The sequence below is a fragment of the Streptomyces sp. NPDC051576 genome (genome assembly GCF_040681835.1).
Taxonomy (GTDB): Bacteria; Actinomycetota; Actinomycetes; order Streptomycetales; family Streptomycetaceae; genus Streptomyces.
On sequence record NZ_JBFAZO010000001.1, the window covers coordinates 691,540 to 718,042 of the forward strand.

Genomic DNA, 26,503 nt, shown 5'->3' on the forward strand with positions numbered 1-26,503 from the left:
GCACTCCCCGTCCAACCCTTCAACGGGCTCCGCTACGGCAGCGCGTGCACATGCGCCCCCACCGAGTTCGACCACGAACTGCCCGCGGCCGCATCCCAGTTCGTCGACCACGTCATCGCGCCCCGCAGGTCGGGGTAGGTCTTCGACGGCTTGAAGGTGCCGCAGTTGGTGCCGGCCGTCAGGCAGTCGAGGGCGTTGTTCACGATGGTCGGCGAGACATAGCCGCTGCCCGCCGCGCTGGTCGAGGCCGGCAGGCCGAGGCCCACCTGGGACGGGGCCAGGCCGCCCTGCAACTGGATGCAGGCGAGGGCCGTGAGGAAGTCGACCGTGCCCTGGCCGTAGACCTTGCCGTCGCAGCCCAGCATCGTGCCGCTGTTGTAGTACTGCATGTTGACGACCGTGAGGATGTCCTTCACGTTCAGGGCCGTCTGGAAGTACGAGTTCGACGTCGACTGCATGTCGATCGTCTGCGGGGCCATCGTGAGGATGAGGGACGAGCCCGCCTTCGCCGACAGTGACCTCAACGCCTGTGTCATATAGGTGGCGTTGAGACCGTTCTCCAGGTCGATGTCGACGCCGTCGAAGCCGTACGTCTGCATCAGTGAGTAGACCGAGTTGGCGAAGTTCGTCGCGGACGTCGAGTCGCTCACCGAGATCGTGCCGTTCTGGCCGCCGATCGAGATGACGACCTTCTTGCCGGCCGCGTGCTTGGCGGCGATGTCCGCCTTGAACTGGTCGACCGTGTAGCCGCCGAGGCCGGCCGAGTCGAGCGTGAAGGAGACCGCGCCCGGCGTCGAGGTCGCGTCGGCGAAGGCCACCGCGATGATGTCGTACTGGGAGGAGACGGCCGAGAGCTTCTGGACGGTCGCGCCGTTGTTGAAGTTCTGCCAGTAGCCGGTCACCGCGTGCTTGGGCAGAGCGGTGCCGCCGTTGCCGCCCGTGGCCGTCGTCGTGCCCGTCACCGCCGTCGACTTCCCCGACTCACCGGCCGAGTTGGTCGCCGTGACCTGGAAGGAGTAGGAGGTGGAGGCCGTAAGTCCCGTGACCGTGGCGGATGTTCCGGTCACCGCCGTGATCTTCGCGCCGTCGCGGTAGACGTTGTAGCCGGTGGCTCCCGAGACCGCGCTCCAGGCCAGGGAGGCCGACGAGGACGTCGTGGACGCGACCGTCAGACCCGTCGGCGTGGCCGGGACCGTGGGCGCGGGGTCGCTGCCACCGCCGCCGTCCGGGCCGTAGACCGAGATGTCGTCCGCGTAGTACGCGGCCTGTCCGTACCAGCCGTGCGTGTACACCGTGACGGAGGTGGTCGAGGCGCCCGTCGTGAACGTCGTCGACAGTTGTTTCCAGGCCGTGGTGTCAGGGGTCCAGGTCGACACGTCCGTCGTGCCGGTGCCCGTCACGCCGAGGTAGGAGTAGCCGCCCTGCACCCAAGCGCTCAGCGTGTAGGTCGAGTTGGGCTTGACCGCGACCGACTGGGTGCACTGGGCGTTGTCCTGCCCGGCCGGGGTGCCCTTCAGCGCGGACGCGCCGCTGTGCACCGGGGAGGAGACGGTCGTGCCGCTGCCCGCCGTACAGGTCCAGTTGGTCAGGCCCGACTCGAAGCCGGAGTTCTTCGCGTTGTTGATGTCGGCGGCGGACGCCTGGCCGGTGCCCGCGAAGGAGAGAGCCAGGGCGGCCATGGCGACCCCGGCCCACAGGCGTCTGTTTCTGCTGGGCTTGCCTGGTGCGCGGTCCACTGATGCCTCCGGTGGGGGAGTTGGAGGGGACTGGGGACGGTGGCCACCGCTGGAGTCCAGAGTTGGTCCAGACCAATTGTGCTGTCAAGAGGTCCAGACCAACTTCCCCCGCACGGGTTTCGGTGTCCGGCCCCCGATCAACTGCTCGACCTGCCCCGTTTTGACGTGTTGTGCGTAATGACAGTTGCGGTACGGCTGCACAAACGCTGTTCTCCGGTCACTGGGGCGTGGTTACAGTGCTGAGGTAGTCACGCAATGAAGTCGACTCGGTGTGCCGGAGTAATACCGGCACGCCGACAGGCGTGAGACGGGGAGCTGCGCGTGCCAACTGCCATTGCCGTGACCAGCGCCGACATGGCGCTGCCACCACAGGACGAACGGACCCTGCCCGCCGTCGTCCTGCGGGACCTGGATCAACGACCGCTGGACCAGGCGCTGTCGGAGATGCAGGCCCTCATCGACCAGCACGGGCATGTCGTCGTCGTGTCCTCGCAGGCCGTGCCCGAAGGTGTGGACCGACGGCTGCACACCATCCGGTCCATCCTGGAGAGCGACCGGATCGCCCTGTTCCGTCCGAATCTCCCCCCGCTCGGACTCGCCGTACTGGCCCGCCAGTTGAGGCAGCTCGCGTCCTGCGACCTCAGCCCCGGAGTGCTCGCCTCGGCCGGCCGGCTGCTCACGCACTACATCCACGCCGGCGCGGTCCTCGGCTCGGTCGCCAAGCTGGACCGGGTCCCCGTCGGCCTCCGGTCGCACGCCAAGTCCTGGGTGCCCGGCAGCCAGTTCGCGGTGCTCGCCCACCCCGAGCCGCAGCTCGTCAGGATCGGCCCCGGAGTCACCCTCGAAGGACCGGAGTTCGGCACCTGGATGCTGGTCGCCAAGGGGCAGTTGCAGTCCGACTGGATCGGCACCACCCTCGCCCCGGCGTGGAACGCGATGGGACTGCGCGAGGCCACCCTGCCCGCCGAGTCGGCGAGTTGGTGGGGCACGGGCAGGCTGATCGAGTTCTGCACCTATCTGCCCGACCTGTCGGTGCTGTACCAACTGGTCACCTCGGTACGGCAATCCGTGTGCCACTGGTGCGGTATCGACGTCATCGGCGACCGTTGTGTCTTCTGCTCGGCGACACCACCCGTTCACGAGAACCAAACACCCGCCGGATAAGTCCTCAACTCACAGGACACGCTTACAGCACACGATCTGTTCGATCTCGCTCGATCCGCTCATTTCCGCTCGACCGATATCCCCAATGAGGTTGTACGGTTCATGAACTCCCGTCAGCGCCGCGGCGTGATACTCCTGCTCCTGTCGGTCCTGTGCGCCCTCGGCGCGTTCGCCGGCGTCCTCTCCGTCATCAGCGACGTGAAGTCCAAGGTGGGACCCGAGGTCGCCGCCTACCAGGTCAAGAACAACGTGGCGCCCTACACGGCCCTCAGCGCCGCCCAGTTCGAGAAGATCGAGATGCCCAAGCGGTGGCTGTCGGACAACGCCGTGACGGACCTCCGCCAGATCTCGGGCAAGATCGCGGTGACCACCCTGCGCAAGGGCTCCCTGCTGCAGAGCGACATGATCGTGGACCAGCCGGCCCTCCAGCCCGGGCAGCAGGAGGTCGCCATCATGATCGACGCGGCGACCGGCGTCGCAGGCAAGATCACCCCGGGCTCCACGGTCAACGTGTACGCCACCTTCGCGGGCGCCAAAGAGGGTGATCCCGACCAGTCAAAGATCATCGTGACCAACGCGAAGGTCATCGACGTCGGCCACATCACCGCACTGGACCCGGGCAGCAGCAGCGACCGCAACCAGCAGCAGTCCACCGACGCCGTCCCGATCACCTTCGCGCTGACCACGCTCGACGCCCAGCGGATCACCTACGCCGAGTCGTTCGCCGAGCGGGTGCGGCTCGCGCTGGTGGCGCCCGGCAGCGATACGACCGTGCCCGAGCAGGACCGGACGTACGAACTCGCGAAGGACAAGTGAGAGGCCCGCATGCCCACCAGGATTCTCCCGGCGGTCGGTGACGCGGATGCCATCCGCGCCATCACGACCCTGCTCAGCCAGCTCCCGGACGCCGACCCGGTGGCCCCGGTGGCCGACTCGACCCAGCTCATCGACACCCTGGCCCGGCTCGCCGCCGAGTCCGTCGACGAGCTGCCCGAGGTCGTGGTGGTGCATGAGCGCATCGGTCCCGTCCCCGCCCTGGAGCTGGTCCGCGAGGTCGCGCTGCGCTTCCCCGCGGTGGGCGTCATCCTCGTCACCACGGACGCCAGCCCCGGCCTCTTCCAGGCCGCCATGGACTCCGGCGCCCGCGGCCTCATCGCGCTGCCGCTGAGCTACGAGGAGTTGGCCAACCGGGTCCAGGCGGTCGCCGCCTGGTCCGTGGGCGTACGGCGTCATCTGGGCCACGGCGGCGATGTGTTCACCGGCGTCGGCGGCACCGTCGTCACGGTCAGCGGCGCCAAGGGCGGGGTCGGCGCCACCCTCGCCGCGATCCAACTCGCCCTCGCCGCACAGGCGTCGGGCCGTAGCGCCGCGCTCGTCGACATGGACCTCCAGACCGGTGACATCGCCTCCTACCTGGACGTCCAGTTCCGCCGCTCGGTCGTCGACCTCGCCGCGATCACCGACATCTCGCCGCGGGTCCTGGCCGACGCCGTGTTCCGGCACGACACGGGGGTCGCGTTGCTGCTCGCCCCCGGCGAGGGCGAACGTGGCGAGGAGGTCACCGACCGGGCCGCCCGCCAGATCGTCAGCGCGCTGCGCTCCCGCTACGAGGTCGTCGTCATCGACTGCGGCGCCCAGATGAGCGGCGCGAGCGCGGCGGCCGTCGAAATGGCCGACACGGCCCTGCTGTTCACCACCCCGGACGTGGTCGCCGTACGCGCCGCGAAGCGCACCGTCCGGATGTGGGACCGGCTCCAGATCCGCAAGGCCGAGGAGACGACCATCGTCGTCAACCGGCACACACGCGGTACGGAGATCCAGCCCCCGCTGATCCAGCGGATCACCGGCACGGCGGTCGCCGCCACCGCGATCCCCGCCAACTTCAAGGAACTCCAGGGCGCGGTGGACGCGGGCCGCCTGCACGAACTCGACAACAAGAGCGTGGTCAAACAGGCGCTGTGGGGTCTCGCGGGCGAACTCGGACTGGTCAAGGTGCCCGAAGTCGCCCAGCGGGGCGGCCGGTCACGGGGCGGCGGCGACCGTGGCTCGGTGAGCTTCCGGCGTCGTAGGGAGTGAGGGGATGCGTATGTCCGTGATCGCTTCTGTGATGTCCTCGCGCGGGCGGGACCGGGGCCAGGTCACCATCGAGTTCCTCGGCATGACGCCGCTGATCATTGTGACGCTGGTGCTGATGTGGCAGTTCGTGCTGGTGGGGTACACCTACACGCTCGCGGGGAATGCTGCCGACGAGGCGGTGCGGGCGGGCACGGCCGCCACCCGGGGCGAGCGGCAGGCCGCCTGCCAACAGGCGGGCCTCGACGACCTGTCCGACGCGTGGAGGGGGGACGCCACGGTGACCTGCGGGGGCACAGGGTTCGTCACGGCCGACGTCACCCTCAAGGTGCCCGTCCTCTTCCCGGGCTCCATCGCCTTCCCCTTCGAGGTGCACGGTCACGCGGGCGCGGTCGAGGAGGCGACGAACTGAGATGTCCTACGACCTCCGATTCCGATTCCGGCTCCGCGTGCGCGACCGCGGCCAAGTCGCCATCGAATACCTCGGGTTCATCCCGATCCTGCTCCTCGTCGCGCTGGCGGGCGTGCAACTCGGGCTGATCGCCTACACCGCGATCCAGGCCGGCACGGCTGCCCGGGCCGGGGCCCGCGCCGCCTCGCTGGAGCAGGACTACCAGCAGGACTGCAGGGCTGCGGTCAGCGGCTTCCTGGCCGACGGCACCAGTTGCGGCCGGACGGACCTGGGCACCTCCGTCCGGGTCACCTCCACCGTGAACATCCCGTCCATCGTGCCCGGTTGGGACTTCGGCACCGCCAGCAAGACCGCCACCATGCCGCTCGACCACTGAACGCGGAGCAAGGAGCACTGGACTCATGGGTCTGCGGGAACGCGTCAACCATCCCGAGGAGAACGGCCATCGGGGCGAGGACGGCCACATGGTCGCCTCCTACCGCGCCAAACTCCTGGAGGAGATCGACCTCGCGGAGATGAGCGCGCTGGCCGCCGCCGAGCGCAGGGCCCGGCTGGAGCGGGTGCTCGGGCACATCATCAGCCGTGAGGGACCGGTCCTCTCGACGGTCGAGCGCTCCCAGTTGATCCGCCGGGTCGTGGACGAGGCGCTCGGCCTCGGCATCCTCGAACCGCTCCTCGAAGACGCGTCGATCACCGAGATCATGGTCAACGGCCCGGACGCGATCTTCGTCGAACGCGGCGGCCGCGTCGAGCAGTTGCCGCTCCGCTTCCCCTCCCACGACCAGCTCATGCAGACCATCGAGCGCATCGTGTCGACGGTCAACCGCCGGGTGGACGAGTCGAATCCGATGGTCGACGCGCGACTGCCGTCCGGCGAGCGCGTCAACGTGATCATCCCGCCGCTCTCGCTGACCGGCGCGACCCTCACCATCCGCCGCTTCCCGCGCTCCTTCACGCTCCAGGAGATGGTCGGCTTCGGCTCGCTGGACGAGCACATGCTGTATCTCCTCGCGGGCCTGGTGCACGCGAAGTTCAACATCATCGTGTCGGGTGCCACGGGCACCGGGAAGACCACACTCCTCAACGCGCTCTCCGGCCTCATCCCGGAGACAGAGCGCATCATCACCATCGAGGACTCCGCCGAACTCCAGCTCCAGCAGTCCCATGTGATCCGCCTGGAGGCACGCCCCCCGAACGTCGAGGGCAAGGGCCAGGTCACCATCCGCGACCTGGTCCGCAACTCGCTGCGGATGCGCCCCGACCGGATCGTGGTCGGTGAGGTCCGCGGCGGCGAGTCCCTCGACATGCTCCAGGCGATGTCCACCGGCCACGACGGCTCCCTCGCCACCGTCCACGCCAACAGCGCCGAGGACGCGCTGATGCGCCTGAAGACCCTGGCGTCCATGTCCGAGGTCGAGATCCCCTTCGAGGCGCTGCACGACCAGATCAACAGCGCCATCGACGTCATCATCCAGCTCACCCGCTTCACCGACGGCGCCCGCCGCATCACCGAGATCGCCCTCCTCGACAGCCACGGCAGCGAGCCGTACCGGCTGGCGACGGTGGCCCGGTTCACCCCCCAGCCCATCTCCGCCGACGGCCGGGTCTACGGCGCCTTCGAGTACTTCCCGCTCTCGCGGCGCACCGCCGACCGCCTCTACATGGCGAGCCAGCCCCTCCCACAGGCCTTCGGCGTGGCCCACACCGCGGAACAGCTAGCCCTCCGAGAAGCCAGTAGGTAGGGACCGACCCCATGGAACTCCAGACGATCGTCACGCTCACCACCGGCATCACCCTGCTGACCTGCGTCCTGGGCGTGGCCGGTCTGCACGCCTACGCCATGGGCAAGGCACAGCGCGCGGCCCTGGTCGACCGGCTGTCCTCGACCGGCCAGATCCAGATGGGCCGCACCCGCCGCTTCCGCAACCTGGACCGCCGGCTGCGCCGCACCAGGCTCGGCCGGAAACTCGAACTGCGGCTCGCGGCAACGGGGTTGGACATGACCCCGGGCGAGTTCTTCGTCTACATGATGGCCACGGTGGCGGCCCTCTGGCTGATCGGCCAGGCTTCCCTGGCCCCCTTCTTCGGCCCCATAGCGGGGCTGTTGGGGATCGGGGTGGCGATCCAGTTCCTCAACTGGCAGCGCCAGAAGCGCATCGAGAAGTTCATCAACCAACTCCCGGAGCTGGCCCGCATCATGGCCAACGCCACCCACGCCGGCCTCGCGCTGCGCACCTCGATCAGCATGGCCGCGGAGGAGCTGGAGGCACCGGCCGGGGAGGAACTCGGCAAGGTCGCCAACCAGTTGGCGGTCGGCGCCTCCATGGACGACGCGCTGAGCGAGCTGGCGGAGCGCCTGCCGTCCCGCGAACTCGTCGTACTCGTCACGACGTTGGTGCTCTCCAACCGGGCGGGCGGCCAGGTCGTCAGCGCCCTGCGCAACCTCACCGAGACCCTGGAGGAGCGCAAGGAGACCCGGCGCGAGGTCCGCACCCAGCTCTCCCAGGTCAACATGACGTCGTACGCCGTTCCGGTGATGGGCGTGGGCGCCCTCTTCCTGATGAACAGCGTCAAACCCGGTGCCCTGGAACGGATGACGGGCTCCCCGATCGGCCAGGCCTGCGTGATCATCGCCTTCGGGCTGTACGCGGTCGGCTTCGTCCTCATCCGCCGCCTGTCCCGCATCGACGTCTGAGGAGAGAGACCTGATGGCACTCGTACTCGGACTGGTCATGGGCCTCAGCGTGTGGGGCATCTTCGCGGGCATCCGCATGTACCGCGCGGACGCGAAACTCCCCACCGACCTGGTGCTGGCCCTGGAGGTCGGCTCGACGCGCACAGGCGCCGTCGACTCCCTCGTCGACCGCCTCGGCATGCGCTACGCGCCCATGGTCCTGCGCCTGATGGGCCCCAAGCAGGTCGCCAAGTACCGCCGCAAGATAGACCTCGCGGGCAACCCCGGTGGCCTGACCATCGACCGCTACGCGGCCCGGCGGGCGGTCTACGGCTTCCTCGGCGGCGTCGGCGGCCTGGTGTTCCTGGTGAAGGGGAACTACCTCCTCGCCCTCGTCCTGTTCGCCTTCGCCGCGTTCTGGACCGAGGTCGGCATCTGGTCGGCGATCCGCATCCGCAAGGACGTCATCGAACGCACCCTGCCCGACTTCCTCGACGTCCTCGCGGTGGTGGTGAGCGCCGGCCTCGGCTTCCGCCAGGCACTCGACCGCGTCGCGTCGAAGTACGAGGGCCCCTGGGCGGACGAACTCCGCATCACCCTGCGCCAGATGGACCTGGGCATGAGCCGCCGCGCCGCCTTCGCCGAGCTGCGGCGGCGCAACGACAGCGAGCAGGTCGCGATGTTCGTCACGGCACTCCAGCAGGGCGAGGAGCTGGGCGCGCCGATCGTCGACACCCTGGTCGCCCTGGCCAAGGACATGCGCCGCACGGACGCGCAGAACGCCCGCCGCAAGGCCGCCAGGGCGGTCCCCAAGGCCACCATGATGATCACCACGTTCATGGTCCCGGCCACCATGCTCCTCCTCGGCGCGGGCCTGCTCCTCGGCTCCGGCACGGACTTCAGCACGATCACGGGCAAGTAGACGGGAACGGGGGCGAATTCAACGATGGCGACGACGGACGAACGTGAACGGACGGGACTGCTGCGACGGCGCCCGAAACCGCCGGAGATCACGACACCACCGGCCGGCACCGTCCTCCCCGACCATGTGCGCTCGGGGGCGTCGGACATACCGGTCACGACGGTCACGCCCGCACTGCCGCCGGGCTGGGTCCCGGCAGGGTCCCCGCTCCCCGGCGTCCCGAGGCCGCCGGCCGAACCCCGGCTGGAACAGCTGCCCGCCGAAGCCGCCCCCGTCCCACCGGAGCCGACCCCCGCACCCGGCCCGGACGCCGGCGCCCGGATCGCTCTCCCCATCCAGGTCAGCGCCTTGCAGGCGATGTGCAGACAGGTCTTCGGCTTCCGCCTCGCGATGATCGCGCTGGCCGCCCCCTCCGCCCTCCTCAACGCCAACCCGGGCCTCGCCACCCGCCTGGTGGGCGCGGCCGTGGTGGTCACCTTCATGGCCTCCTACGTCCTCTTCCGGGACTGGGAACGCTTCGGCCCCCTCCTCCTGCGCCACCCCTCCCTCCTCGTCCTGGACACCCTCTTCGGCGCCCTGCTCCTGGTCTCCGCGGGCCCCACCAGCACCCTCGCCTACGTCAGCGTCTGCACCCCGCTGCTGGCCGGCATCGTCTACGGCTGGCGGGGCGCCGGCTGCTTCGCGAGCCTCCAGGCCCTGATCCTGCTGCTGGCGCAGACCGCCGCGGCCGACGCCCACCGGGTCGTGGCGCAGACGTTCCTGCTCCCCGGCCTGTGCGTCATCGCCGGCGCGGTGGGAGTGACCCTGCGCAACCTGATGCTCCGCTTCGGCGAGGCCACCACCGCCCTGACGACGGTCCAGGCCCGGCTCGCCGTGACGGAGGCGGTGGGGGCCGAACGGGCGCGCCTGGCCCGCGAGTTGCACGACTCGGTGGCCAAGACCCTGCACGGCGTGGCACTCGCGGCGGACGGCCTGGCGGGCTCGGCCGGCGCGGACCGCATGAACCCGACCCTGATCAGACAACAGGCGGAACTGGTGGCCCGCTCGGCCCGCAGGGCGGCGGCGGAATCCCGTGAACTCCTGGCGGACCTACGACGCGAGGCAGACCCCGACGAGGGAACGGACGTCCTGGTAGAACTGGCGGCCCGCACAAGGGACTTCAACACGCGAACGGGCCTCCCCACCACCTACCGCCCCACCGGCGACCACGGAGTACCACCGGTCCCGCCCGCCGTGGCCCGCCAACTCCTCACCATCGCGACCGAGGCGATGGAGAACGCCCACCGCCACGCGGCCCCCACCAAGGTCGACGTACGGGCCGGAGTCCACGACAACCTCCTCCGCATCAGCGTCTACGACGACGGCCGCGGCCTGCCCCCGGGCACCACCCTCGAACAGCTCCGCAGGGCAGGCCACTTCGGCCTGGTCGGCATGGTCGAGCGGGCGGCATCGGTGGGCGCACGCATCCGCATCGGCAGGGGCGGCCACGCGAGCGGCACGGAGGTCCGCCTCGAACTCCCCCTCGGAGCGCTGACATCAGCGCCGACAGCGAAGACAGCGACGACATGAGCAGGAAGCCGTAGCAAACCGTACTCATCCCCCCACAGCCGACCCGAGAGGAGGCAGCCATGCCGGACCAGACGACGCCCCACCCCGGCGCTCCGCAGCCGCCACCGACACCACCCAACCCGTTCCCGAACTTCCCTCCTCCGGCGCCGAGTTCGCCCCTCCGGGTCGTGGTGGCCGACGACAACCCGGTGGTCCGGGCCGGGCTGACGGCCCTGTTGTCGGGCCGCGCGGACATCACGGTCGTAGCGGAGGCGGCGGACGGCCGCGAGGCCTACGAGGCGGCTCATCTCCAACGCCCCGACGTGGTCCTCCTGGACGTACGGATGCCGGGCGTGGACGGCATCTCGGCACTCCCGTACCTGGTGCGGATCGCCCCGGTCGTGATGCTCACGTACAGCAGGGAGTCGGAGATCGTCCAGGAGGCGCTGCGCCGGGGAGCGGGCGGCTATCTGGTCCACGGCGAGTTCACGGCGGACGAACTGGTCGCCGCCGTAAGGGACATCAAGCAGGGCAGGGCCCACTTCACGCCGTCGGCGGCGGGGGCGTTGCTGGCGCAACTCAGGCAAGCGCAAGGTTCGGTCGGTCTTTTGCCGGAGGGCTTGGGCTCAACGGCTGTTGGCTCCACATTCGCGCCATCAAGTTCTTCGGAAAACCTTTCGCAAGTGCAACCAGATGTGGGACAGTCGTCGTCATACAGGGCGAGGTTCCAACTGAGCGCGAGGGAGGCGGAGATCATGGACCACATCGCGTCCGGCATGAACAACCAGCAGATCGCCGCCACCTGCTTCATCTCCGAGAAGACCGTCAAGAACCACATCAACCGCATCTTCGCCAAACTCCACAGCACCAGCCGCTCCGAGGCCGCCGCCAAGTGGCTGGGTACGGCGCCGGGTTCGGCCCGAGGGCTGGGGTGAGCCGCGATGACGGGACGGCACACCGGCCGGGACTCGCATTGGGCCCGGGATTGGGCCCTGGGGCCCTCTTGCGCACCGGGTTTCCGGGAATACCGTTCTCGTGTCGAAAGCGGCACCGGCGACGAGGAAGCCGGTTACGCGTCATTCGGAGGGGAACACCATGAGCGACCTGATGCTGAAGACCGCCGTTGCGACCAAGGTGCGGGTGAACGGCTGGAAGAACACGACCGCTGCAGCGGTGCGGCGGCGCGCGGGCGACAAGGGGCAGACCGCGGTGGAGTACCTGGGGATCATCGCGGTGGTGGTGGCTATTGTGCTGGCGATCACGGGTACGGACATCGGCCAGACGATTCTCGACAAGATCAAGGCACAGGTCGCCAAGGTCGCTCCTTGAGGCGATCTCGCAAATTCGGCGATGCAGGGCAGGCCTTCCCCATCTACATCACGGTGGTGGGGGGCCTGCTCTTCCTTGCGTTCGCCTACTTTGCGGTCGGCCAGGCCGCGGTAAATCGCAACGGCGCCCAAACAGCCGCTGACGCGGCGGCACTCGCGGCGGCTCAGAAGACCCGGGACCAACTCGCAGGGATGTGGGTGGGGGACGTACTCGACCCGACCAAGTGGCAGGCCATCTTCGACGGCCAGGGGGCGGACAACTTCTGCTGGCGTGCCGATGAGCTGGCCGGGCAGAACGACGCGCACAGCACCGCATGCAATCCGGGCCTCCTGGATTACGCGGTCGAGGTGCAGACCGACAAGCCTGTCGGAGAGTCCCTCGTTCCCGGAACCGAGAACCGCTACGCGCATGCGTCCGCCACAGCCGTGATCGAGCCGCTCTGTACGTTCACCCTCCCGACGCAGGGTGCCGGGGCCAACGCACTGCCGCAGCTCACCTGCAAGGACAGGAACTGGGACCTGAACCCGGACGATCTCACCAACCTCCCGGGACCTCAGGATCTCTTCGACGTCCATCTGGCCGACTGACAAGCGAACGACGAGTGACGAAGGAAGCAGAGTGATGAGCATTCGGTTCACTGCGAAGGCCCGTAGGGGGTTGGTCGCGCTGACCGTTGCGGCCGGTCTGGCCGTCGGTGTGGCCGGCTGCGGTGGTGGCGGCGACGACAAGAAGCCTGATGCGTCGGCGTCCGCCACCAAAGACGGTGGATCCAACCCGAGTGCTCAGGAAGGGCAGTCGGATCAACCGTTGGCCGAGTTGAAGGGCCCGAACAGCCTGCTCCTTCAGATCACCTCCGCGAAGCGGGACTCCGGCGGCTTCGTCACGGTGAACGGCACGATGAAGAACGACGGCGCCGACACCGCCGTCATCCCTTCCAACCTCAGCGGCAACGAGACCGAGATCATCAAGAACGGCAGCTCGCTCGGTGGCGCCACGCTCGTGGACTCAAAGGGGAAGAAGCGCTACTACGTGCTGCGCGACACGGATGGCCGCCCCCTTACAACCACCGGACTCCCCGCTCTGAAGGCCGGTGAATCGCTTGCGGTGTTCATGCAGTTCCCGGCGCCGCCGAGCACCACAACCGATGTGGACTTCCAACTCCCCGGCTTCCCCACCGGCACCATCAAGATCTCCGGGTGAGGCCACAGTGACCACCACTCCCCGTCTCGCCCTCGTCGTCACCGCCGCCACCATCATGGTCGCCGCGAACATCGTCGGCGCGGTCGCGGCCCACGCCGACGACACCCCGAGCCCGAGCGTCCCACCCGGCACCGAGGCCTCCGCCTCCGCCCCGGTGAAGGTCGACCCGAACGACCCGGACCTGAAACTCCCCGAAGGCGCGACGCTCGCCGACCCCAAGGTCCTGGACATCAAGTCCGTCGTGGAGGACCAGGGCGGTGAGGAACGCCGGGAGGACACCAACTCGGACGTCACCTTCGCCCTCCAGGCCGAGGTCCTCTTCAGCAAGGACAGCGCGAAACTGAGCGCCGAGGCGAAGTCCCGTATCGACGCGATCGCCGAGGAGATCAAGAAGCAGAACGCGACCACGGTCCGCGTCTTCGGCTTCACGGACAACCTCGGCTCGTCCGCACACGGCGACGTCCTGTCCAAGCAGCGCGCGGACGCCGTACAGGCGGTCCTGGACTCGGACTTGAACAACCCGAGCATCACCTTCGAGGTACGCGGCTACGGCGAGCAGTACCCGATCGCCGACAATTCCACGGAGGCCGGCCGCAAGAAGAACCGAAGGGTCGAGGTGACGTTCCCGCGCACGGAGAGCTGATGGTCGGCTGATGGGCCTCAGAGCTTGCCGAACACGACTCCCCGCCAAGTCCACCCGGACCCGAGGACGGTGTCGCGCAGCGGTTCGCGCATTTCCGCACTGTCGAAACGAAAGGTCTCCGTCGCCTCAAGACCACCGTCGGCGCCCCGCCCGAGGGTCCACTGACGGCTGACGGTCCGGCTCGGCCCGCGGGTGTACTCCGACGACACCTGGAGTGTCGTCGGAGTGCCCACCCGGCTCAGCTCCCACTGCTCTTCAAGAGCGCGTACCTCGTGCGCCTTGTGGTCCAGCCGCATCCGGATCCGCACGGCGTGACTGATCTCGGACCGGACGAAGACCTGCTCCCAGGCGGGCTCTGCCAACCGCCACTCCGCCAGCAGGTCGCACTGCTCACCGCCGCCGTAACGGACGACGTACGGAACCTCGGACCGGTTGAGACCGAGCAGCGCCGCCCGCAACTCCTCCCCCGGAACCGGCGACACCCCCTGCGTCGGGTGCTGGGTGCCGGTCAGTCTGTCGAAGAGTCCCATGGGGCCAACCTACGAAGGTCGCGGCCCGCGGCACAAACGCCCCCGCACCTCCCGGGGCCCACCCGAGACTTGGGTACCGATTTGGGTCCACGGGCCCATCTCGGGCATCCGTCCCGTCCCTAACCTCTGGAAGCTCCAGTGGACTTGTGAGCGAAGTCGAGCGATGGCAGGGGACGGGGGAGTCATGGCCTCGATCGGGGGAGTCGGAGTCGGCGGGCGCGGTGGGACGGGTGGGCGGCAGGAGATGCCCGTGCCGCTCGCCACCGCGCTGGTGCTGGTGTACGCGCTCCTCGCGGTCACCGTCGTCGGCGGGCTCGGTCTGCTGATGACCGCCGCGTCGTACGACGTGCTCGACGGACAGGTTCTCGCCCTCGTCGCGTACGCCGCCGCGCCCGGTGTCCTCGGCGGGTGGCTGGCCCGGCGGAGTTGGGAGGGCGGGGCCCGGGTCAGGCTCGGACTCCTCGCCGTACAGGGCTGGTTGATCCTCGGCGGTGTCGTCAACCTCGTCTCCGGATCCGCCCGCGGCGGCCTCCAGCTCTTCCTGCCGATCGTCATCCTCTACTTCCTGTCCCGCCCGGAGAGCCGCCAGTGGTACGGCCTCGCCGGACTGGAGCGCGTCGAGCGCCGCCCGTTCTCCCTGGCGCGGCTGATCCGTTGGCGCCGGGACGAGGGGCAGACGGCGGTCGAGTACGCCGGGTTCATAGCCATCGTCGCCGCCGTCATCACCGCCCTGCTCGTCAGCGGCCTCGGCACGCAGATCTTCAACGGCATCCAGTCGGAGGTCTGCAAGGTCACCGGCATGGCCTGCCCGGGTCCGACCGGCGGCACCACGGATGTGACCGCCCAGAACGGCAACGGCAACAGCAACAGCAACGGCGGTTCCACGGGCGGCACCGGAACCACAGACGGCACGGGTACGGACACAGGCACGACCACCACCACCGACCCCGCCGGCGATAAAAAAGACAAAGACGACGACGGCTGTTTCTCCGGCGTCGGCGCCTTCTTCGGCTGCGCCGGCGACCAGGTCAAACAAGTCGGCCAGGGTCTGTTCGTCGACGGCGTCTGGGGCGACCTCACCGGCATCTACGACATGGTCCGCCACCCGGTCGACACCGTGAAGGGCATCGGCGACTACGGCAAGCAGCTCGGCGACGACTGGGTGAAGAACTCCAAGAACGCCGGCAAGAAGTGGTCCGACGGCGACTACGGCGGGGCCCTGTGGGACTGGGGCAGTGCCTCGGTGAAGACCGGCGGCACGGTCCTCTACGACGTGTTCATCGGCGACGACGTAGCCAAGGACTGGAAGAACGGCGACAAGACCCGCGCCGTCAGCCACGTCCTCTGGAACGTCGGCTCACTCTTCATCCCGGGCTACGACGGCGCCAAGATCGTCGAGAAGGTCGGCGACCTCGGCAAGATCGGCAAGTTGGGGAAGCTCGGCGAACTCGCCGAGAAGGCGGCCAAGGCGGCGGACGACGCTAAGAAGGCGGCAAAGGCCGGTGACGTGGAGGGCGCCGAGAAGGCGGCCAAGGAAGCCGACGCCGCCGCCGAGGAAGCGGAGAAGAAGGCCGAGAAGACCGGCTGCACGATCGGCGCACCCAGCCGCCGGATCCCGTACGACGGCAACGGCCCGAAGAGCGACGGCGGCCTCACCGGTTCCTCCGGCACGGGCACCACCGTCCTCGCCGCCGGCGGCTCCCCGTACGTCGTACTCGCCGAGGACGGCTGCGACGAGGACGCGAAGAAGGAGGCGGAGGAAGCCCGTAAGCAGGCGGACGAGGCCGACGTGGCAGCCCGCACCGCGGACTTGCAGCATGCCGCCGACGAGGCGAAGAAGGCCATCACGGACGCCAAGGACAAGGCGAAGACGCCCAAGGGCGACCGGTTCCAGCTCGACGAGAGGAAGATCGACGACCTCGTCGCCAAGGCGAAGGACGGCCCGGACCTGAGCAAGGGGGAGATCGGGAAGGTCGAACTCACCCAGTCCCTCAAGGACTTGGCGGACATGCTGAAGAACACGACCATCGACAGCCAGAGCCGTGGTTCGCTCGGCGGCCCCGTGCTCAGGGCCGGCGACCGCCACCAACTGGCCGAAGCCATGGCCGAGGTCAGGGCCGCGACGCGCGCCGCGGACGACGCCGCCGAGGGCACCAAGGTCTACGCCGGAGTCGGTGCGAAGAAGGGCCGCCAGACGGTGGACATGGGCGACGGCACCACCGCCGATCTCACCGGCATCGACGACGCCGACGTGGTCTACAAGGGCAAGGACGGCACTCTCAACGTCGTGGAGGTCAAGAACACGGGACAGGCCGCCACGCAGGCCTCGATCCGTGCCCAGGCCCAGAAACTGGCCGACTGGCAGAAGGCGGACCCCGGCCGCAGGGCCCGCTACGAGATCGAGACGCAGGACGGCTGGGACAAGGTGTTCGACGGCTTCCAGAAGGACAGGAAGACCGGCACCGTTCCGGACGGTACGCCGGCCCAGACCCTCGCCGACAACGGCCTCGACCTGCGCGTCGCCGGTCAGGACATCTCGCCGCAGCAGCTCAGGGCGATGAACGACGCGTGGAGCAGCAAGACTCCTGCCGAACGGCAGGCGGCACGGGACTCGGGCAAGATGAAGGACCCGAAGACCGCCATGCAGTACCTGGGTGTTTCCTGATGCGGCGTGGACACAGCGGACGACGAGAGGAACGGAGCGGCCGGACCGTGACCGCACAACACCTGCTGCCCTCGGCCATGCGTCGGCTGCCGCCCCCGTGGAACGACCTGACCCGGGGGCGGCGGCAGAAGCTGCACGACCTGGCGCACACGGAGACGAACGAGCGTGCCGCTCTCGACGCGCTGGCCGCCGCGCTCGTCGACCCGTCGCCGTCGCCCGCGCGCGTCTGGAGCGATGAGTCATGGGAACTCTACGACCGTATCCGCCAGGAGGCCGGACACCGGCTGGCCCAAGTCATGCCGACGGTGGACCAGTTCACCCGTGAGCGCGTCAGCGCCGTACTGGGGGAATGGGCGGTCACGGCGCGGCCGCCGGTGCCGACCTGGTGGATCGAGGAACAACTCGACCTGATCACAGGTGAGTTGACCCGCGGCGTACTCTCGGGCTGGACCCATGACGTGCTGCACTGGCTCCAACAGCAGCCCTACGACGGGGCAGGTACCGCCGCGGCCGCCGAGCGGTGTGTCGTGAACGGGCTCGCGGCCCACGACGCGGTGAGCCTCCTGCGGCACCTCGGTACGCCCCACGGTGAGCGGTCCTTGCTGCGTCTCGTCCGGGACGGCAGAGTGAGCGAGGACAGTCGCGCCTGGGCGAGGGACTCCCTGATGCTGCTGCGCCGCCCCGGCTACGAGGCCCGCGCACGGCAACCGGCGCAGGCCGAACACCCCCTGCTGCCCCCCGCCGTACGCGAACTCCCCTACAGCTGGGGCGCAGGCTTCCAGTGGCCCGCCGAACTCCCGGAGACCGACGAGAACATCACCCGCGCCCGCGCGATCCTCCAGGCCGGCGCACCGACCGAGCCCGTGCCCGACCCGGTCCCCGACCCCGACTGGACCGGCGCCGAGGACGAGGAGCCGCCCGCCTGGCTCGAAGTCCGGCAAGTCATGCGGGAGTTGATGCCGTACGCCCGTCTGGTCACCCAGGAGCGCATGACCGAGGCCCTGGAGGAGTGCGCGCTGCTCGGTGTCCCCGGAGTACCGCACGACCCCGACAGCGCGGAGGCCGTGCGTTTCGTCGAGGTGTGGGTGAGGTGGATCGGCGGCTGGATCGCCGGGGAGGTCTTCACCTGGCTCGGCATGTGCGTCGACGACGAGACCCTCGTCACCCCGTGGGCGATGGAACTCGCCGAGCGGTACGCCCGCTACGGCGTCGCCGCCGAGCGGGCCGTGGCGATGCTCCGCTGGCACGGCACCGTGCCCGCGAGCCGTGAGGCCCTGGCCCGGCTGGCGGCCGAGGGCGTACTGCCGCCGGAGGAGCGATGACCTCCTGGCAGTGGATCGCGGGCGTCCTGCGGGAGCGGTACGTCACGGACGTCCTGGTCCCGGGCCGGATCGACCGGGACGGGACGATCCCCCGCTTCGCCCCGCGGCCGCTTGTCGTCTTCGTCCTCCTCGACGACGGAGCCCTGCGTCTGGAATCGGTCGGAGGGTTCGGCCAGTTGGAGGTCAGGGTGGTCGACTCGGTCACCCTGGACGGTGTCGAACTCTTCGCGGCCGTCGAGGAGCAGGAGGGGGACGAACTCGCCCTCGCCTCCCAGGGCGAGCAGCTCTTCGGCGACGGCTGGGACCGCCTCCGCTGCACCACCGTCCGCTCCTTCACCGACGTCGACTCGAAGCCCGAGGAGGGTGTGGTCAAGTGCCTCGCCCTCGAACTCGAGTCCCGCTACTGGCTCTTCTTCGACCCGACGTGGCCCTTCGGCATCAGAGTCGGGAATGCCGAGGACATGCGCCGGTGGGAGTCGGAGTGCGGAGGGCCGCCCGGCACGGCCGACGGGGCGCTGACCCCGGAACCCGGCCGGCCGCTTGGGGCCGTCGACGCGCTGCTCACCGGCCCCGTTCCGACGACCGGGCCGACGACGAGCGAGGGCGATCCGGCCACGGGGGAGTGGACCGCAACGCGCGGCGAGGGCTTCGTGATCGCACCGCTCCTTGTGGGCAGGGCCCTCACCGGTGTGTACGCACCCGAGTGGAACAAGGCGGAGGAGGCTGCTGAGACCCAACTGGCTTCCCTGGTAGGCGAGTTGGATGCGCGATACGGCCAGCACCGCCAAGTCGGCATGCGCGAACCGCTCTTCCGCCACATCGCGGGAACTCCGATGCCCGCCCTCTTCCAAGCACTGTGCGACGAGGACCTGTTGGGCGACCTGACGGTCTGGGGCCCGGTACCCACACGCTGGCTGGCCGTCTCCCTCAACCAGTCCGACGGCGACGCCCCCATGATCCTGTGCGCCGTCGTCGCCGACCACCCGATCACCGAAGTCCTGCCCGACCCCACCCAACCCGACCTGGACGGATGAAGTTGTTGGAGTTGCTCCTGGCGAACCTCTTCGTAGTGGCGGAGCCGCAGCCCGCCGAACTCCGCCGCGCCCTCGCCGAGTTGCTCCGCCTGCCCGAGGATGCGGTCGACGTGGCGCATCAGGACTGGGATATGGAAGGCCGTGACTGGGCAGCCCCCGTGCTCTGCACCTACTGCCCGCTGCCGCCGGGCGACCTGGCGCTCTCCCTGGACATCAGCGTCACCGCCTCCGCCGCCGGCGACCTCACGGAGGCGGACCTCGCCCGCGGTATCGCGGCCGGAGTGGGGAGTTCGGTGCTCTACCCCGCGGAGTCGTACCCGCCGAGCGCGTATTGGGCGGCGGTCCCCGACGGGCGCTCGGTCAGGTGCAGCATCGAGCCGATCGAGACGGGGTACGGCACGGACGCCGCCCTCTTCCCGTTCCGCGTGTACGAGACGGCAGAACCGGTGCCGGACCTGCCGCCCTCACCCCCCATTCCGCCCACTCCGCCTACTCCCTCTCCACCTTCACCCGAGCCCCCACCCTCACCCCCCACCCCGCCATGACCCCCGCCCCCGCCTCCACCACATGCCGCGACCGCAGCCGAGGCAACCCCAGCCTCCCCGGCCTCATCGTGTGGACGGCGATCACCTTCAGGTTCCGGTCCAGGTAGGCCACATCGATCGGGAACCGCATCCGGAAGGTGTGCACGCTGCTCGCCGGTGACAGCAGCATCGCCCCGTCGATGGCGTCCCGGCCGAGCAGTCCCTTTGTGCGGGCCCGGTACGAGGTCGCGAGTTCCAGTGGGACGGTGACCGCGCCCGAGGCCCCCTGTACGACCAGCTTCCCCCGCCCGTCACTCCAGCGTCGTCCCATGTCGCGTCACCCTCCTGCGCCACAACGGATCCGGTGTCGACCGACCGTATCCACCCGGTAGTGGGCCCCACATGGGCCCACGGACCCATGCCCCGCCCACCGCACCCCGGATATCGTCCCCGCGTGCGTCTGATTCTGATCGTCGTGGGTGCCCTGTGGGGCGCGGGGGCGGGCCTCCTGCTGCCCCGCGCCGCCCACCGCCTCGCCGTGGAACCCGAGGAGCCCTGGAACGGGCAGTGCCCCGACGGTCATCCGATCACCGGCACGTTCGGCGGGTGGCTGGGCCGGGCCCGCTGCTCCTGCGGCGGCTACGGCCCCAGCACTCCCGCCGTCTCCACCGCGACCGCCCTCATCTGCGCCGCCCTCGCCGCGGCCACCGGACCCCGCCCCGAACTCGCCGTCTGGCTGCTCGCCGCCCCCGTCGCCGTCCTGCTCGCGCTGGTCGACTACCGGGTGCACCGGCTCCCCGACGTCCTCACGCTCCCCCTCGCCGCCGCCACCCTCGCCCTCCTCGGCATCGCGGCCGCGCTGCCCGCCGACGCCGGCTCCTGGCCCACCGCCCTGTTCGGCGGACTCGCCCTCGGGGCCGGGTACTTGGTGCTGTTCCTCATCAACCCGGCCGGCATGGGCTTCGGCGATGTGAAACTCGCCCTCGGCCTCGGCACGGCCCTCGGCTGGTACGGCTGGTCGGTGCTCGTCGCGGGCGCCTTCGCGGGGGTGCTGTACGGCGCGCTGTACGGCCTCGGCATGGTCGCCCTGCGCCGGGCGGGCCGTAAGACGGCGATTCCGTTGGGGCCGTTCATGCTCGGCGGCGCGTTCACGGGTCTGGTGCTGGGCGCGTTCGCGGCGGCGTGAGACGGTGGCGAACCCGCGTCATGCGCGGCGGCCGGGCCGGCGACGAACGAGGTGATGTGAGCGTGCGGAAGATCAGTCTGATGATGACCGTGTCCCTCGACGGCTACATGGAGGGCCCCGACCGGGACATCGGCTGGCACATGGTCGACGAGGAACTCCACCAGCACTTCAACGACACCCTCAGGCCCCTGGGCGCCTTCCTCGACGGCCGCGTCACCCACGAACTGATGGCGGACTTCTGGCCCACGGCCGACGCCGACCCCGAAGCCCCCGCGCCCATCAAGGAGTTCGCCGCCATCTGGCGGGACAAGCCGAAGATCGTGTACTCGCGGACCCTGCCGCCCGGCCCCGCCGACTGGAACACGACCATCGTGCCCGAGGTCGTCGCGGAGGAGGTGCGGGCCCTCAAGGAACAACCCGGCGGCGACCTGGGCCTCGGCGGCGCCGACCTAGCCGCCACCTTCCTCCGGCTCGACCTCGTCGACGAGATCAAGGTCTACGTCGACCCGATCCTCCTCGGCCGCGGCAAACCGATGTTCCCCGTCGCCGACAACCGCCTGGCCCTCCGCCTCGTCGAGAACCGCACCTTCGGCAACGGGGTCGTGCTGTTGCGCTACGAGCGGGCACGCGACGGCGACGCGTAGTTGTCCGCCGTGCCTCCGACCGGTAGGAAGAGACCCATGACTGGACTCGGCGCGGTGTTCCGGCCCCAACTGCCTCCCGAGCGGCTCCGAGAGGTGGTGCGGCTCGCCGACGCCTCGGGGCTCGAAGAACTGTGGCTCTGGGAGGACTGTTTCCGGGAGGGCGGGATCTCGGCCGCCGCGGCGGCGCTCGCGTGGAGCGAGCGGGTGCGGGTCGGGGTCGGGCTGCTGCCGGTCCCGCTGCGGAACGTCGCCATCACCGCGATGGAGGCGGCCACGCTGTACCGGCTGTTCCCGGGGCGCGCGATCCTCGGCGTCGGGCACGGCGTACAGGACTGGATGGGGCAGGTCGGGGCGCGCGTCGAGTCCCCGGTGACCCTGCTGCGCGAGCATCTCGACGCGCTGCGCGCCCTGTTGAGCGGCGAGCGGCTCACCACCGAGGGCCGCTACGTCAGGCTCGACGACGTCGGCCTCGACTGGCCGCCTGACGGTCCCGTCGAGATCCTCGCCGGTGCCACCGGCCCCCGTACCCTCCGACTCTCCGGCGCCGCGGCCGACGGCACGATCCTCACCGCGGCCACCGCACCGGACGGGGTCCGCAGGGCACGTCAACTCATCGACGAGGGACGGGAGTCGGCCGGCCGCACCGAGCCGCACAAGGTCGTCGTCTATCTCCTCACCGCCACCGGGCCGGACGCCGCCGCCCGGCTCCGTGCCGAACTCGCCGACGAGGGACTGGAGTCGGTCCCCGACCTCGGTGTCGCCGGTGACGCGGGCACGGTCGCGAAGGCGGTCGAACGGCTCGCGGAGGCCGGCGCCGACACGGTCGTCCTCCAGCCCACCGGCGACGAACCCGACCCGGAGGGCTTCGTACGCTTCGCGGCGGAGGAGGTCAGGGCGCTGGTTCCCTGACCCCCGCGCTACGCCTGCGAAGGCCGATGGTCCCCGGCGGCGCCGTCGATGAGTTCCCGCACGATGTCCATGTGACCCGCGTGTCTCGCTGTCTCCTCGATCAGTTGGACCAGCACCCAGCGCAGCGACACCGAGTGCTCACGCCAACTCGGCCGGCCGACCGCGTCCAGCGGCAGCTCCGCGATCACGCGGTCGGCGGCGGCGCGCGCACGGCCGTAGAAGGCGACGATCTGTTCGGTCGTCTCGTCCGGCGAGGCCCTCATGTCCTCGTCCTTGTACGGGTCGAACCACAGGGGCTCGACCTCGCGGCCGAAGCTCTCCACGAAATAGCCGTACTCCACCGACGCGAGATGTTTGACCAGCCCGAGCAGACTCGTGCCGGACGGGGTCATCGGCCGTCTGGCCTGCTCCTCGTCCAGTCCGTCGAGCTTCCACAGCACCGCGTCCCGGACCCGGTCCAGGCTCGCGCGCAGCGTCGCCTTCTCGTCGCAGTGGTACGGCATGCCGGTAGCTCCGTCGTTGGCCATGCCTCCGAAATTAGCAGCGCCCACTGACAATGCCCTGCGACCATCGCCCCATGGACAACAACGGGAGCTTCGAGGACCTCGTCGCGGAAGCCGCCGCCGTACCCACGGAGGGCTGGGACTTCTCCTGGTTCGAGGGCCGGGCCACCGAGGCGCGCCCCTCGTGGGGGTACGCGCGCTCGGCCGGGGACCGCCTCACCCGCGCCACGACCGCCCTGGACGTCCAGACCGGGGGAGGGGAGGCCTTCGACTTCGCGCTGGGCCGGGCGGCCGCGCAGCCCCCGATGCTCGTCGCCGCCACCGAGGGCTGGCCGCCGAACGTCGCCAAGGCCACCGCCCTGCTCCGCTCGCGCGGTGTCGTGGTGGTCGCCGCGGCCGAGGACGCCCCGCTGCCCTTCGCCGACGCCTCCTTCGACCTCGTCCTGAGCCGCCACCCGGTCCGCGCCAACTGGCCCGAGATCGCCCGCGTCCTGCGCCCGGGCGGCACCTACTTCGCCCAACACGTCGGCCCCCGCAGCGTCTTCGAACTCGTCGAGCACTTCCTCGGCCCCCAGCCGGATGGCGTGAGCGCCCGCGACCCCGAGCGGGAGCGGGCCGGTGCGGAGGCGGCGGGCCTGGAGATCGTCGACCTGCGAGCCGAGCGGCTGCGCATGGAGTTCCACGACATCGCAGCCGTCGTCCACTTCCTCCGCAAGGTGATCTGGATGGTCCCCGACTTCACGGTCGAGGCGTACGAACCCCAACTCCGCGCCCTGCACGAGCAGATCCGGACCACGGGCCCGTTCGTGGCCCACAGCACCCGCCACCTCTTCGACGCCCGCAAACCGCACGGGTGACTCAGGCGTGCGGTCCGGACACGACCTCCCCGATCACCAACTCCGCCCGAGCCTCCAGCACTTCACCCACCCGCCGCACCCGCTCGCCCAACTCCCGTACCTGCCCCGCCGTGAGCTTCCCCAGCGGCTCCACGGTCACCGTCGTCCGCCGTCCCCGTCGGTGCTGGTGCCAGACCCCCGCGACCACCCCGTCGAGCAGCAGCACGGGGTAGTTGCCGGCCTGGCCGCGCGCCAGGGCTCGTTCGTACGCGGCGCCGGGGAACAGCGTTTCGCGGGGCTGGGCGGCGATGACGTAGGCGTCGAAGTAGGGCAGCAGGCGTACGCCCTGGACCGGGCGGTCAGGGAACTCCGTGTCGCCTGCCACCACCCACGCGCGGGTGCCCTCGAAGTCGACCTCCTCGATGGCGCCGTCGGTGGCGGCGGTCTCGAAGAGGGCCGTTGCCCAAGTTCCCGGTGCCGCGAGCCATTTGGCGAAATCGCGTGGGGTCGCCGGGCCGTAGGCGTGCAGATAGCGGTGGACCAGGGTTCGTAGGGCCTCGGTCGTGGGGAGCGGGGTGAAGCGGGGTGGGCGGGTGTAGGTGACTTTGCGGCCGCGGTCCGGGCCGAAGCAGAGCGCGCCGGACTGGCCTGCCCGGTGCAGGACCTGGCGCCAGCGGGGCCACATGTCCTGGAAGGCCGGCATGACGCGGTCGCCCGCCCACGCACCGGTGCGGGCGACGACCTCCTCGTCCAGTTCGTCGATGGTCAGCGTCGAGCCGGTCAGGGCTTCGGCGATGGCCTCGACCACCTCCGTGGCCTGTTCGTCGGTGAGGCGGATGTCGGAGGCGAACCGGCCCGTGCCCGGGATCGCGGGCAACGCGGCGCTCCACAGGGGCAGTTCGCGTGTGGGCAGCAGGTGGACGGTGCCGCGCGGGCCGTGGGTCTTCAGGAGGGAGGCGGAGGAGCCGTCGTCCGGACGGAGCGCCGTACGTACGTCCGCCCTGGTGCGGTCCGCCGCCCGTACCCCTACCGACACCTCCGCCGCGGACAGCACCTGCGCATGCGCGCCGAGCATCGCGGACACCACGTCGGCGACCGGTGTGCCGGTCTCGGCCGGTGTGTCCAGGAACTGTCGTGCGAGGCGGCGGGCGCTCGCCCGGCTCCACGTGATCGTCGAGGTCATGCCGCGCACGCTAGGGCCGAACTAGGTCGTACCGCGTCCGCCATACGCACACGCGATGTGCACGCGGTTTCCACATCGTTATCGAGATCGACTCGCGTCCCGCCCGTCTCCTCACGTAAGTTCAGACCAAGGTAATTCGCGTGAGCAAAGCTGCGCGGTCGGCACCGCGCGGTGGAGGGGGCTGCGCGGTGCCCCTGCCCGTCAAGCGGACGTTCGCTGACGGTGTCACCCATGAGAGTGAAGTGCCGACGTGTGGCGGGGAACCCCCACGTTCCTCCACGTTCTCCTTGGAATCCGCTGTGAACCAGCCATGATCAGGGCCGGAATCGGGGCTTCCGGACCCCTCGACGCGTTGTCGGCCGACTTCGGAGAGTAGTTGTGGCACGCCGATGCACGCAGCATCACTTACGAAGGGTTATGGTGGAAACCCCCCCTCGGGCCGGTCCGTATCCCCCCCACGGACCGGCCCGATTTTTTGTGCCGTGCGGTGTTGACGCCGCGCGATGCCGTTCGACCCCGAGCCCGACCTTCGTGCCGAACCGGGATGAGCCCAGACACCCCTTGGGGGAACAGGGCTCCAGCGGGGGTAGGCTGCACAGCCGGGGACTGCCATCCACGGAGGGGCTGACAACACGTGAACCTGCGCGACACCCTGCGCCGCCTGCTGGTCAGGTTCTACGTACGCAGGGTGGGAGGCCATCTCGACCACGCCCAGGTGCCCAAGCACATCGGCGTCATCATGGACGGCAATCGGCGCTGGGCGAAGGCGGCCGGCTCCACCACCGTCCAGGGGCACCAGGCCGGCGGCGACAAGATCGAGGAGTTCCTCGGCTGGTGCAGCGAGACGGACGTCGAGGTCGTCACCCTGTGGCTGCTGTCGACGGACAACTTCGACCGCCCCGCGGAAGAACTCGGCCCGCTGCTCGGCATCATCGAGAACGTCGTCAGTTCCCTCGCCGCGGACGGCCGTTGGCGCGTGCACCACGTCGGCACCCTCGACCTGCTGCCCTCGCGGATGCAGTCCGTCCTGAAAGAGGCGGAGGAGTCCACCGCGCACGTCGACGGGATACTCGTCAACGTCGCCATCGGCTACGGCGGCCGCCAGGAGATCGCCGACGCGGTCCGCTCGATGATCCTGGACGCCGCCGACAAGGGCACCTCGATGGAGGAGCTCGCCGAGCACGTGGACGTCGACCTCATCGGCAGGCACCTCTACACCGGCGACCAGCCCGACCCCGATCTGGTGATCCGCACCAGCGGCGAGCAGCGGCTGTCCGGATTCATGCTCTGGCAGACGGCCCACTCCGAGTACTACTTCTGTGAGGTCTTCTGGCCGGCCTTCCGCAAGGTCGACTTCCTGCGCGCGATGCGTGACTACGCGGCGCGACACCGGCGTTACGGCGGATGACGGGCAAGTCGTCGCGTCTACCCCGTTTGGTGCAGAAGTAACAAGGAGTTCACCAGGG

Annotated in this window: 28 protein-coding genes; 23 read left to right on the top strand and 5 right to left on the bottom strand. The window is 69.8% G+C overall.

Annotation, left to right across the window (positions count from 1 at the left end; all coding sequences use genetic code 11):
• Positions 1 to 32: 32 nt before the first annotated feature.
• On the bottom strand, positions 33 to 1,679 hold the full coding sequence (locus AB0M63_RS03365; RefSeq protein ID WP_366018528.1) for a glycoside hydrolase family 18 protein: 1,647 nt from the start codon (positions 1,677 to 1,679) through the stop codon (positions 33 to 35).
• A 411-nt stretch (positions 1,680 to 2,090) separates the two neighbouring features.
• Here AB0M63_RS03365 and AB0M63_RS03370 point away from each other — a divergent pair, with 411 nt between their 5' ends.
• The 14 genes from AB0M63_RS03370 (at position 2,091) to AB0M63_RS03435 (ending at position 13,701) form a co-directional block, all read left to right on the top strand.
• Complete coding sequence (locus AB0M63_RS03370) at positions 2,091 to 2,900, top strand: hypothetical protein (RefSeq protein ID WP_355903715.1); 810 nt, start codon at positions 2,091 to 2,093, stop codon at positions 2,898 to 2,900.
• A gap of 102 nt (positions 2,901 to 3,002) precedes the next feature.
• A complete protein-coding gene (gene cpaB / locus AB0M63_RS03375; RefSeq protein ID WP_355903491.1) occupies positions 3,003 to 3,716 on the top strand; it encodes a Flp pilus assembly protein CpaB in 714 nt (237 codons plus the stop codon).
• A 9-nt stretch (positions 3,717 to 3,725) separates the two neighbouring features.
• On the top strand, positions 3,726 to 4,976 hold the full coding sequence (locus tag AB0M63_RS03380; protein WP_366018208.1) for an AAA family ATPase: 1,251 nt from the start codon (positions 3,726 to 3,728) through the stop codon (positions 4,974 to 4,976).
• A 4-nt stretch (positions 4,977 to 4,980) separates the two neighbouring features.
• Positions 4,981 to 5,385: a TadE family protein gene (locus AB0M63_RS03385; RefSeq protein WP_355903497.1), complete on the top strand. Its 405-nt coding sequence runs from the start codon at positions 4,981 to 4,983 to the stop codon at positions 5,383 to 5,385.
• Position 5,386: 1 nt separating this feature from the next.
• Complete coding sequence (locus AB0M63_RS03390; RefSeq protein WP_355903499.1) at positions 5,387 to 5,761, top strand: TadE/TadG family type IV pilus assembly protein; 375 nt, start codon at positions 5,387 to 5,389, stop codon at positions 5,759 to 5,761.
• Positions 5,762 to 5,786: 25 nt separating this feature from the next.
• The gene (locus AB0M63_RS03395; RefSeq protein WP_355903502.1) at positions 5,787 to 7,127 is read left to right on the top strand and encodes a CpaF family protein; all 1,341 of its coding nucleotides are present in this window, start codon (positions 5,787 to 5,789) and stop codon (positions 7,125 to 7,127) included.
• 11 nt (positions 7,128 to 7,138) lie between these two features.
• On the top strand, positions 7,139 to 8,080 hold the full coding sequence (locus tag AB0M63_RS03400; RefSeq protein ID WP_366018210.1) for a type II secretion system F family protein: 942 nt from the start codon (positions 7,139 to 7,141) through the stop codon (positions 8,078 to 8,080).
• Between the two features lie 13 nt (positions 8,081 to 8,093).
• On the top strand, positions 8,094 to 8,981 hold the full coding sequence (locus AB0M63_RS03405; RefSeq protein WP_366018211.1) for a DUF5936 domain-containing protein: 888 nt from the start codon (positions 8,094 to 8,096) through the stop codon (positions 8,979 to 8,981).
• A 24-nt stretch (positions 8,982 to 9,005) separates the two neighbouring features.
• Positions 9,006 to 10,550 carry a histidine kinase gene (locus AB0M63_RS03410; RefSeq protein ID WP_366018212.1) on the top strand — a complete coding sequence of 515 codons (1,545 nt, stop codon included), beginning with the start codon at positions 9,006 to 9,008 and terminating at the stop codon, positions 10,548 to 10,550.
• 59 nt (positions 10,551 to 10,609) lie between these two features.
• On the top strand, positions 10,610 to 11,464 hold the full coding sequence (locus AB0M63_RS03415; RefSeq protein ID WP_355903514.1) for a response regulator transcription factor: 855 nt from the start codon (positions 10,610 to 10,612) through the stop codon (positions 11,462 to 11,464).
• Between the two features lie 160 nt (positions 11,465 to 11,624).
• Positions 11,625 to 11,858 (top strand): hypothetical protein, encoded by a 234-nt coding sequence (locus AB0M63_RS03420; protein WP_366018213.1) that lies wholly within the window; start codon positions 11,625 to 11,627, stop codon positions 11,856 to 11,858.
• Positions 11,855 to 12,445 carry a pilus assembly protein TadG-related protein gene (locus tag AB0M63_RS03425; protein WP_366018214.1) on the top strand — a complete coding sequence of 197 codons (591 nt, stop codon included), beginning with the start codon at positions 11,855 to 11,857 and terminating at the stop codon, positions 12,443 to 12,445. Before AB0M63_RS03420 ends, AB0M63_RS03425 begins: the two co-directional genes overlap by 4 nt.
• Positions 12,446 to 12,479: 34 nt before the next feature.
• Positions 12,480 to 13,058, top strand: coding sequence for a hypothetical protein (locus AB0M63_RS03430; protein WP_366018215.1), 579 nt, complete (start codon positions 12,480 to 12,482; stop codon positions 13,056 to 13,058).
• A gap of 7 nt (positions 13,059 to 13,065) precedes the next feature.
• Positions 13,066 to 13,701 carry an OmpA family protein gene (locus AB0M63_RS03435; protein WP_366018216.1) on the top strand — a complete coding sequence of 212 codons (636 nt, stop codon included), beginning with the start codon at positions 13,066 to 13,068 and terminating at the stop codon, positions 13,699 to 13,701.
• Between the two features lie 17 nt (positions 13,702 to 13,718).
• On the opposite strand, the gene AB0M63_RS03440 is transcribed toward AB0M63_RS03435, so the two are convergent.
• Entirely contained in the window at positions 13,719 to 14,231 is a 513-nt protein-coding gene (locus AB0M63_RS03440) for a hypothetical protein (protein ID WP_355903528.1), read from the bottom strand.
• Between the two features lie 244 nt (positions 14,232 to 14,475).
• Here AB0M63_RS03440 and AB0M63_RS03445 point away from each other — a divergent pair, with 244 nt between their 5' ends.
• The 4 genes from AB0M63_RS03445 (at position 14,476) to AB0M63_RS03460 (ending at position 19,797) form a co-directional block, all read left to right on the top strand.
• Entirely contained in the window at positions 14,476 to 16,896 is a 2,421-nt protein-coding gene (locus AB0M63_RS03445; protein WP_366018529.1) for a hypothetical protein, read from the top strand.
• A gap of 47 nt (positions 16,897 to 16,943) precedes the next feature.
• Positions 16,944 to 18,218, top strand: a complete 1,275-nt coding sequence (locus tag AB0M63_RS03450; protein ID WP_366018217.1) for a hypothetical protein — start codon at positions 16,944 to 16,946, stop codon at positions 18,216 to 18,218.
• 515 nt (positions 18,219 to 18,733) lie between these two features.
• Positions 18,734 to 19,252, top strand: a complete 519-nt coding sequence (locus AB0M63_RS03455; protein ID WP_366018530.1) for a hypothetical protein — start codon at positions 18,734 to 18,736, stop codon at positions 19,250 to 19,252.
• On the top strand, positions 19,249 to 19,797 hold the full coding sequence (locus AB0M63_RS03460) for a hypothetical protein (protein ID WP_355903533.1): 549 nt from the start codon (positions 19,249 to 19,251) through the stop codon (positions 19,795 to 19,797). Before AB0M63_RS03455 ends, AB0M63_RS03460 begins: the two co-directional genes overlap by 4 nt.
• Here the strand turns inward: AB0M63_RS03460 and AB0M63_RS03465 are convergent.
• Positions 19,742 to 20,107 (bottom strand): DUF192 domain-containing protein, encoded by a 366-nt coding sequence (locus AB0M63_RS03465; RefSeq protein ID WP_366018218.1) that lies wholly within the window; start codon positions 20,105 to 20,107, stop codon positions 19,742 to 19,744. The two genes, AB0M63_RS03460 and AB0M63_RS03465, sit on opposite strands and share 56 nt — an antisense overlap.
• A gap of 123 nt (positions 20,108 to 20,230) precedes the next feature.
• On the opposite strand from AB0M63_RS03465, the gene AB0M63_RS03470 reads away from it, so the two are divergent.
• The 3 genes from AB0M63_RS03470 (at position 20,231) to AB0M63_RS03480 (ending at position 22,515) form a co-directional block, all read left to right on the top strand.
• Positions 20,231 to 20,962: a prepilin peptidase gene (locus AB0M63_RS03470; protein ID WP_355903537.1), complete on the top strand. Its 732-nt coding sequence runs from the start codon at positions 20,231 to 20,233 to the stop codon at positions 20,960 to 20,962.
• Positions 20,963 to 21,024: 62 nt separating this feature from the next.
• On the top strand, positions 21,025 to 21,606 hold the full coding sequence (locus AB0M63_RS03475; RefSeq protein ID WP_366018219.1) for a dihydrofolate reductase family protein: 582 nt from the start codon (positions 21,025 to 21,027) through the stop codon (positions 21,604 to 21,606).
• A 36-nt stretch (positions 21,607 to 21,642) separates the two neighbouring features.
• Entirely contained in the window at positions 21,643 to 22,515 is an 873-nt protein-coding gene (locus AB0M63_RS03480; protein WP_366018220.1) for an LLM class flavin-dependent oxidoreductase, read from the top strand.
• Between the two features lie 8 nt (positions 22,516 to 22,523).
• On the opposite strand, the gene AB0M63_RS03485 is transcribed toward AB0M63_RS03480, so the two are convergent.
• A complete protein-coding gene (locus tag AB0M63_RS03485; protein ID WP_355903723.1) occupies positions 22,524 to 23,018 on the bottom strand; it encodes a DinB family protein in 495 nt (164 codons plus the stop codon).
• Positions 23,019 to 23,092: 74 nt separating this feature from the next.
• Here AB0M63_RS03485 and AB0M63_RS03490 point away from each other — a divergent pair, with 74 nt between their 5' ends.
• Positions 23,093 to 23,875 (top strand): methyltransferase domain-containing protein, encoded by a 783-nt coding sequence (locus tag AB0M63_RS03490; RefSeq protein ID WP_366018221.1) that lies wholly within the window; start codon positions 23,093 to 23,095, stop codon positions 23,873 to 23,875.
• A gap of 1 nt (position 23,876) precedes the next feature.
• Here AB0M63_RS03490 and AB0M63_RS03495 read toward each other — a convergent pair whose 3' ends face one another.
• Positions 23,877 to 25,037 (bottom strand): winged helix DNA-binding domain-containing protein, encoded by a 1,161-nt coding sequence (locus tag AB0M63_RS03495; RefSeq protein WP_366018222.1) that lies wholly within the window; start codon positions 25,035 to 25,037, stop codon positions 23,877 to 23,879.
• 634 nt (positions 25,038 to 25,671) lie between these two features.
• Between AB0M63_RS03495 and AB0M63_RS03500 the strand changes: the two genes are divergently transcribed.
• Positions 25,672 to 26,445 carry an isoprenyl transferase gene (locus AB0M63_RS03500; protein ID WP_355903549.1) on the top strand — a complete coding sequence of 258 codons (774 nt, stop codon included), beginning with the start codon at positions 25,672 to 25,674 and terminating at the stop codon, positions 26,443 to 26,445.
• Positions 26,446 to 26,503 lie beyond the last annotated feature (58 nt).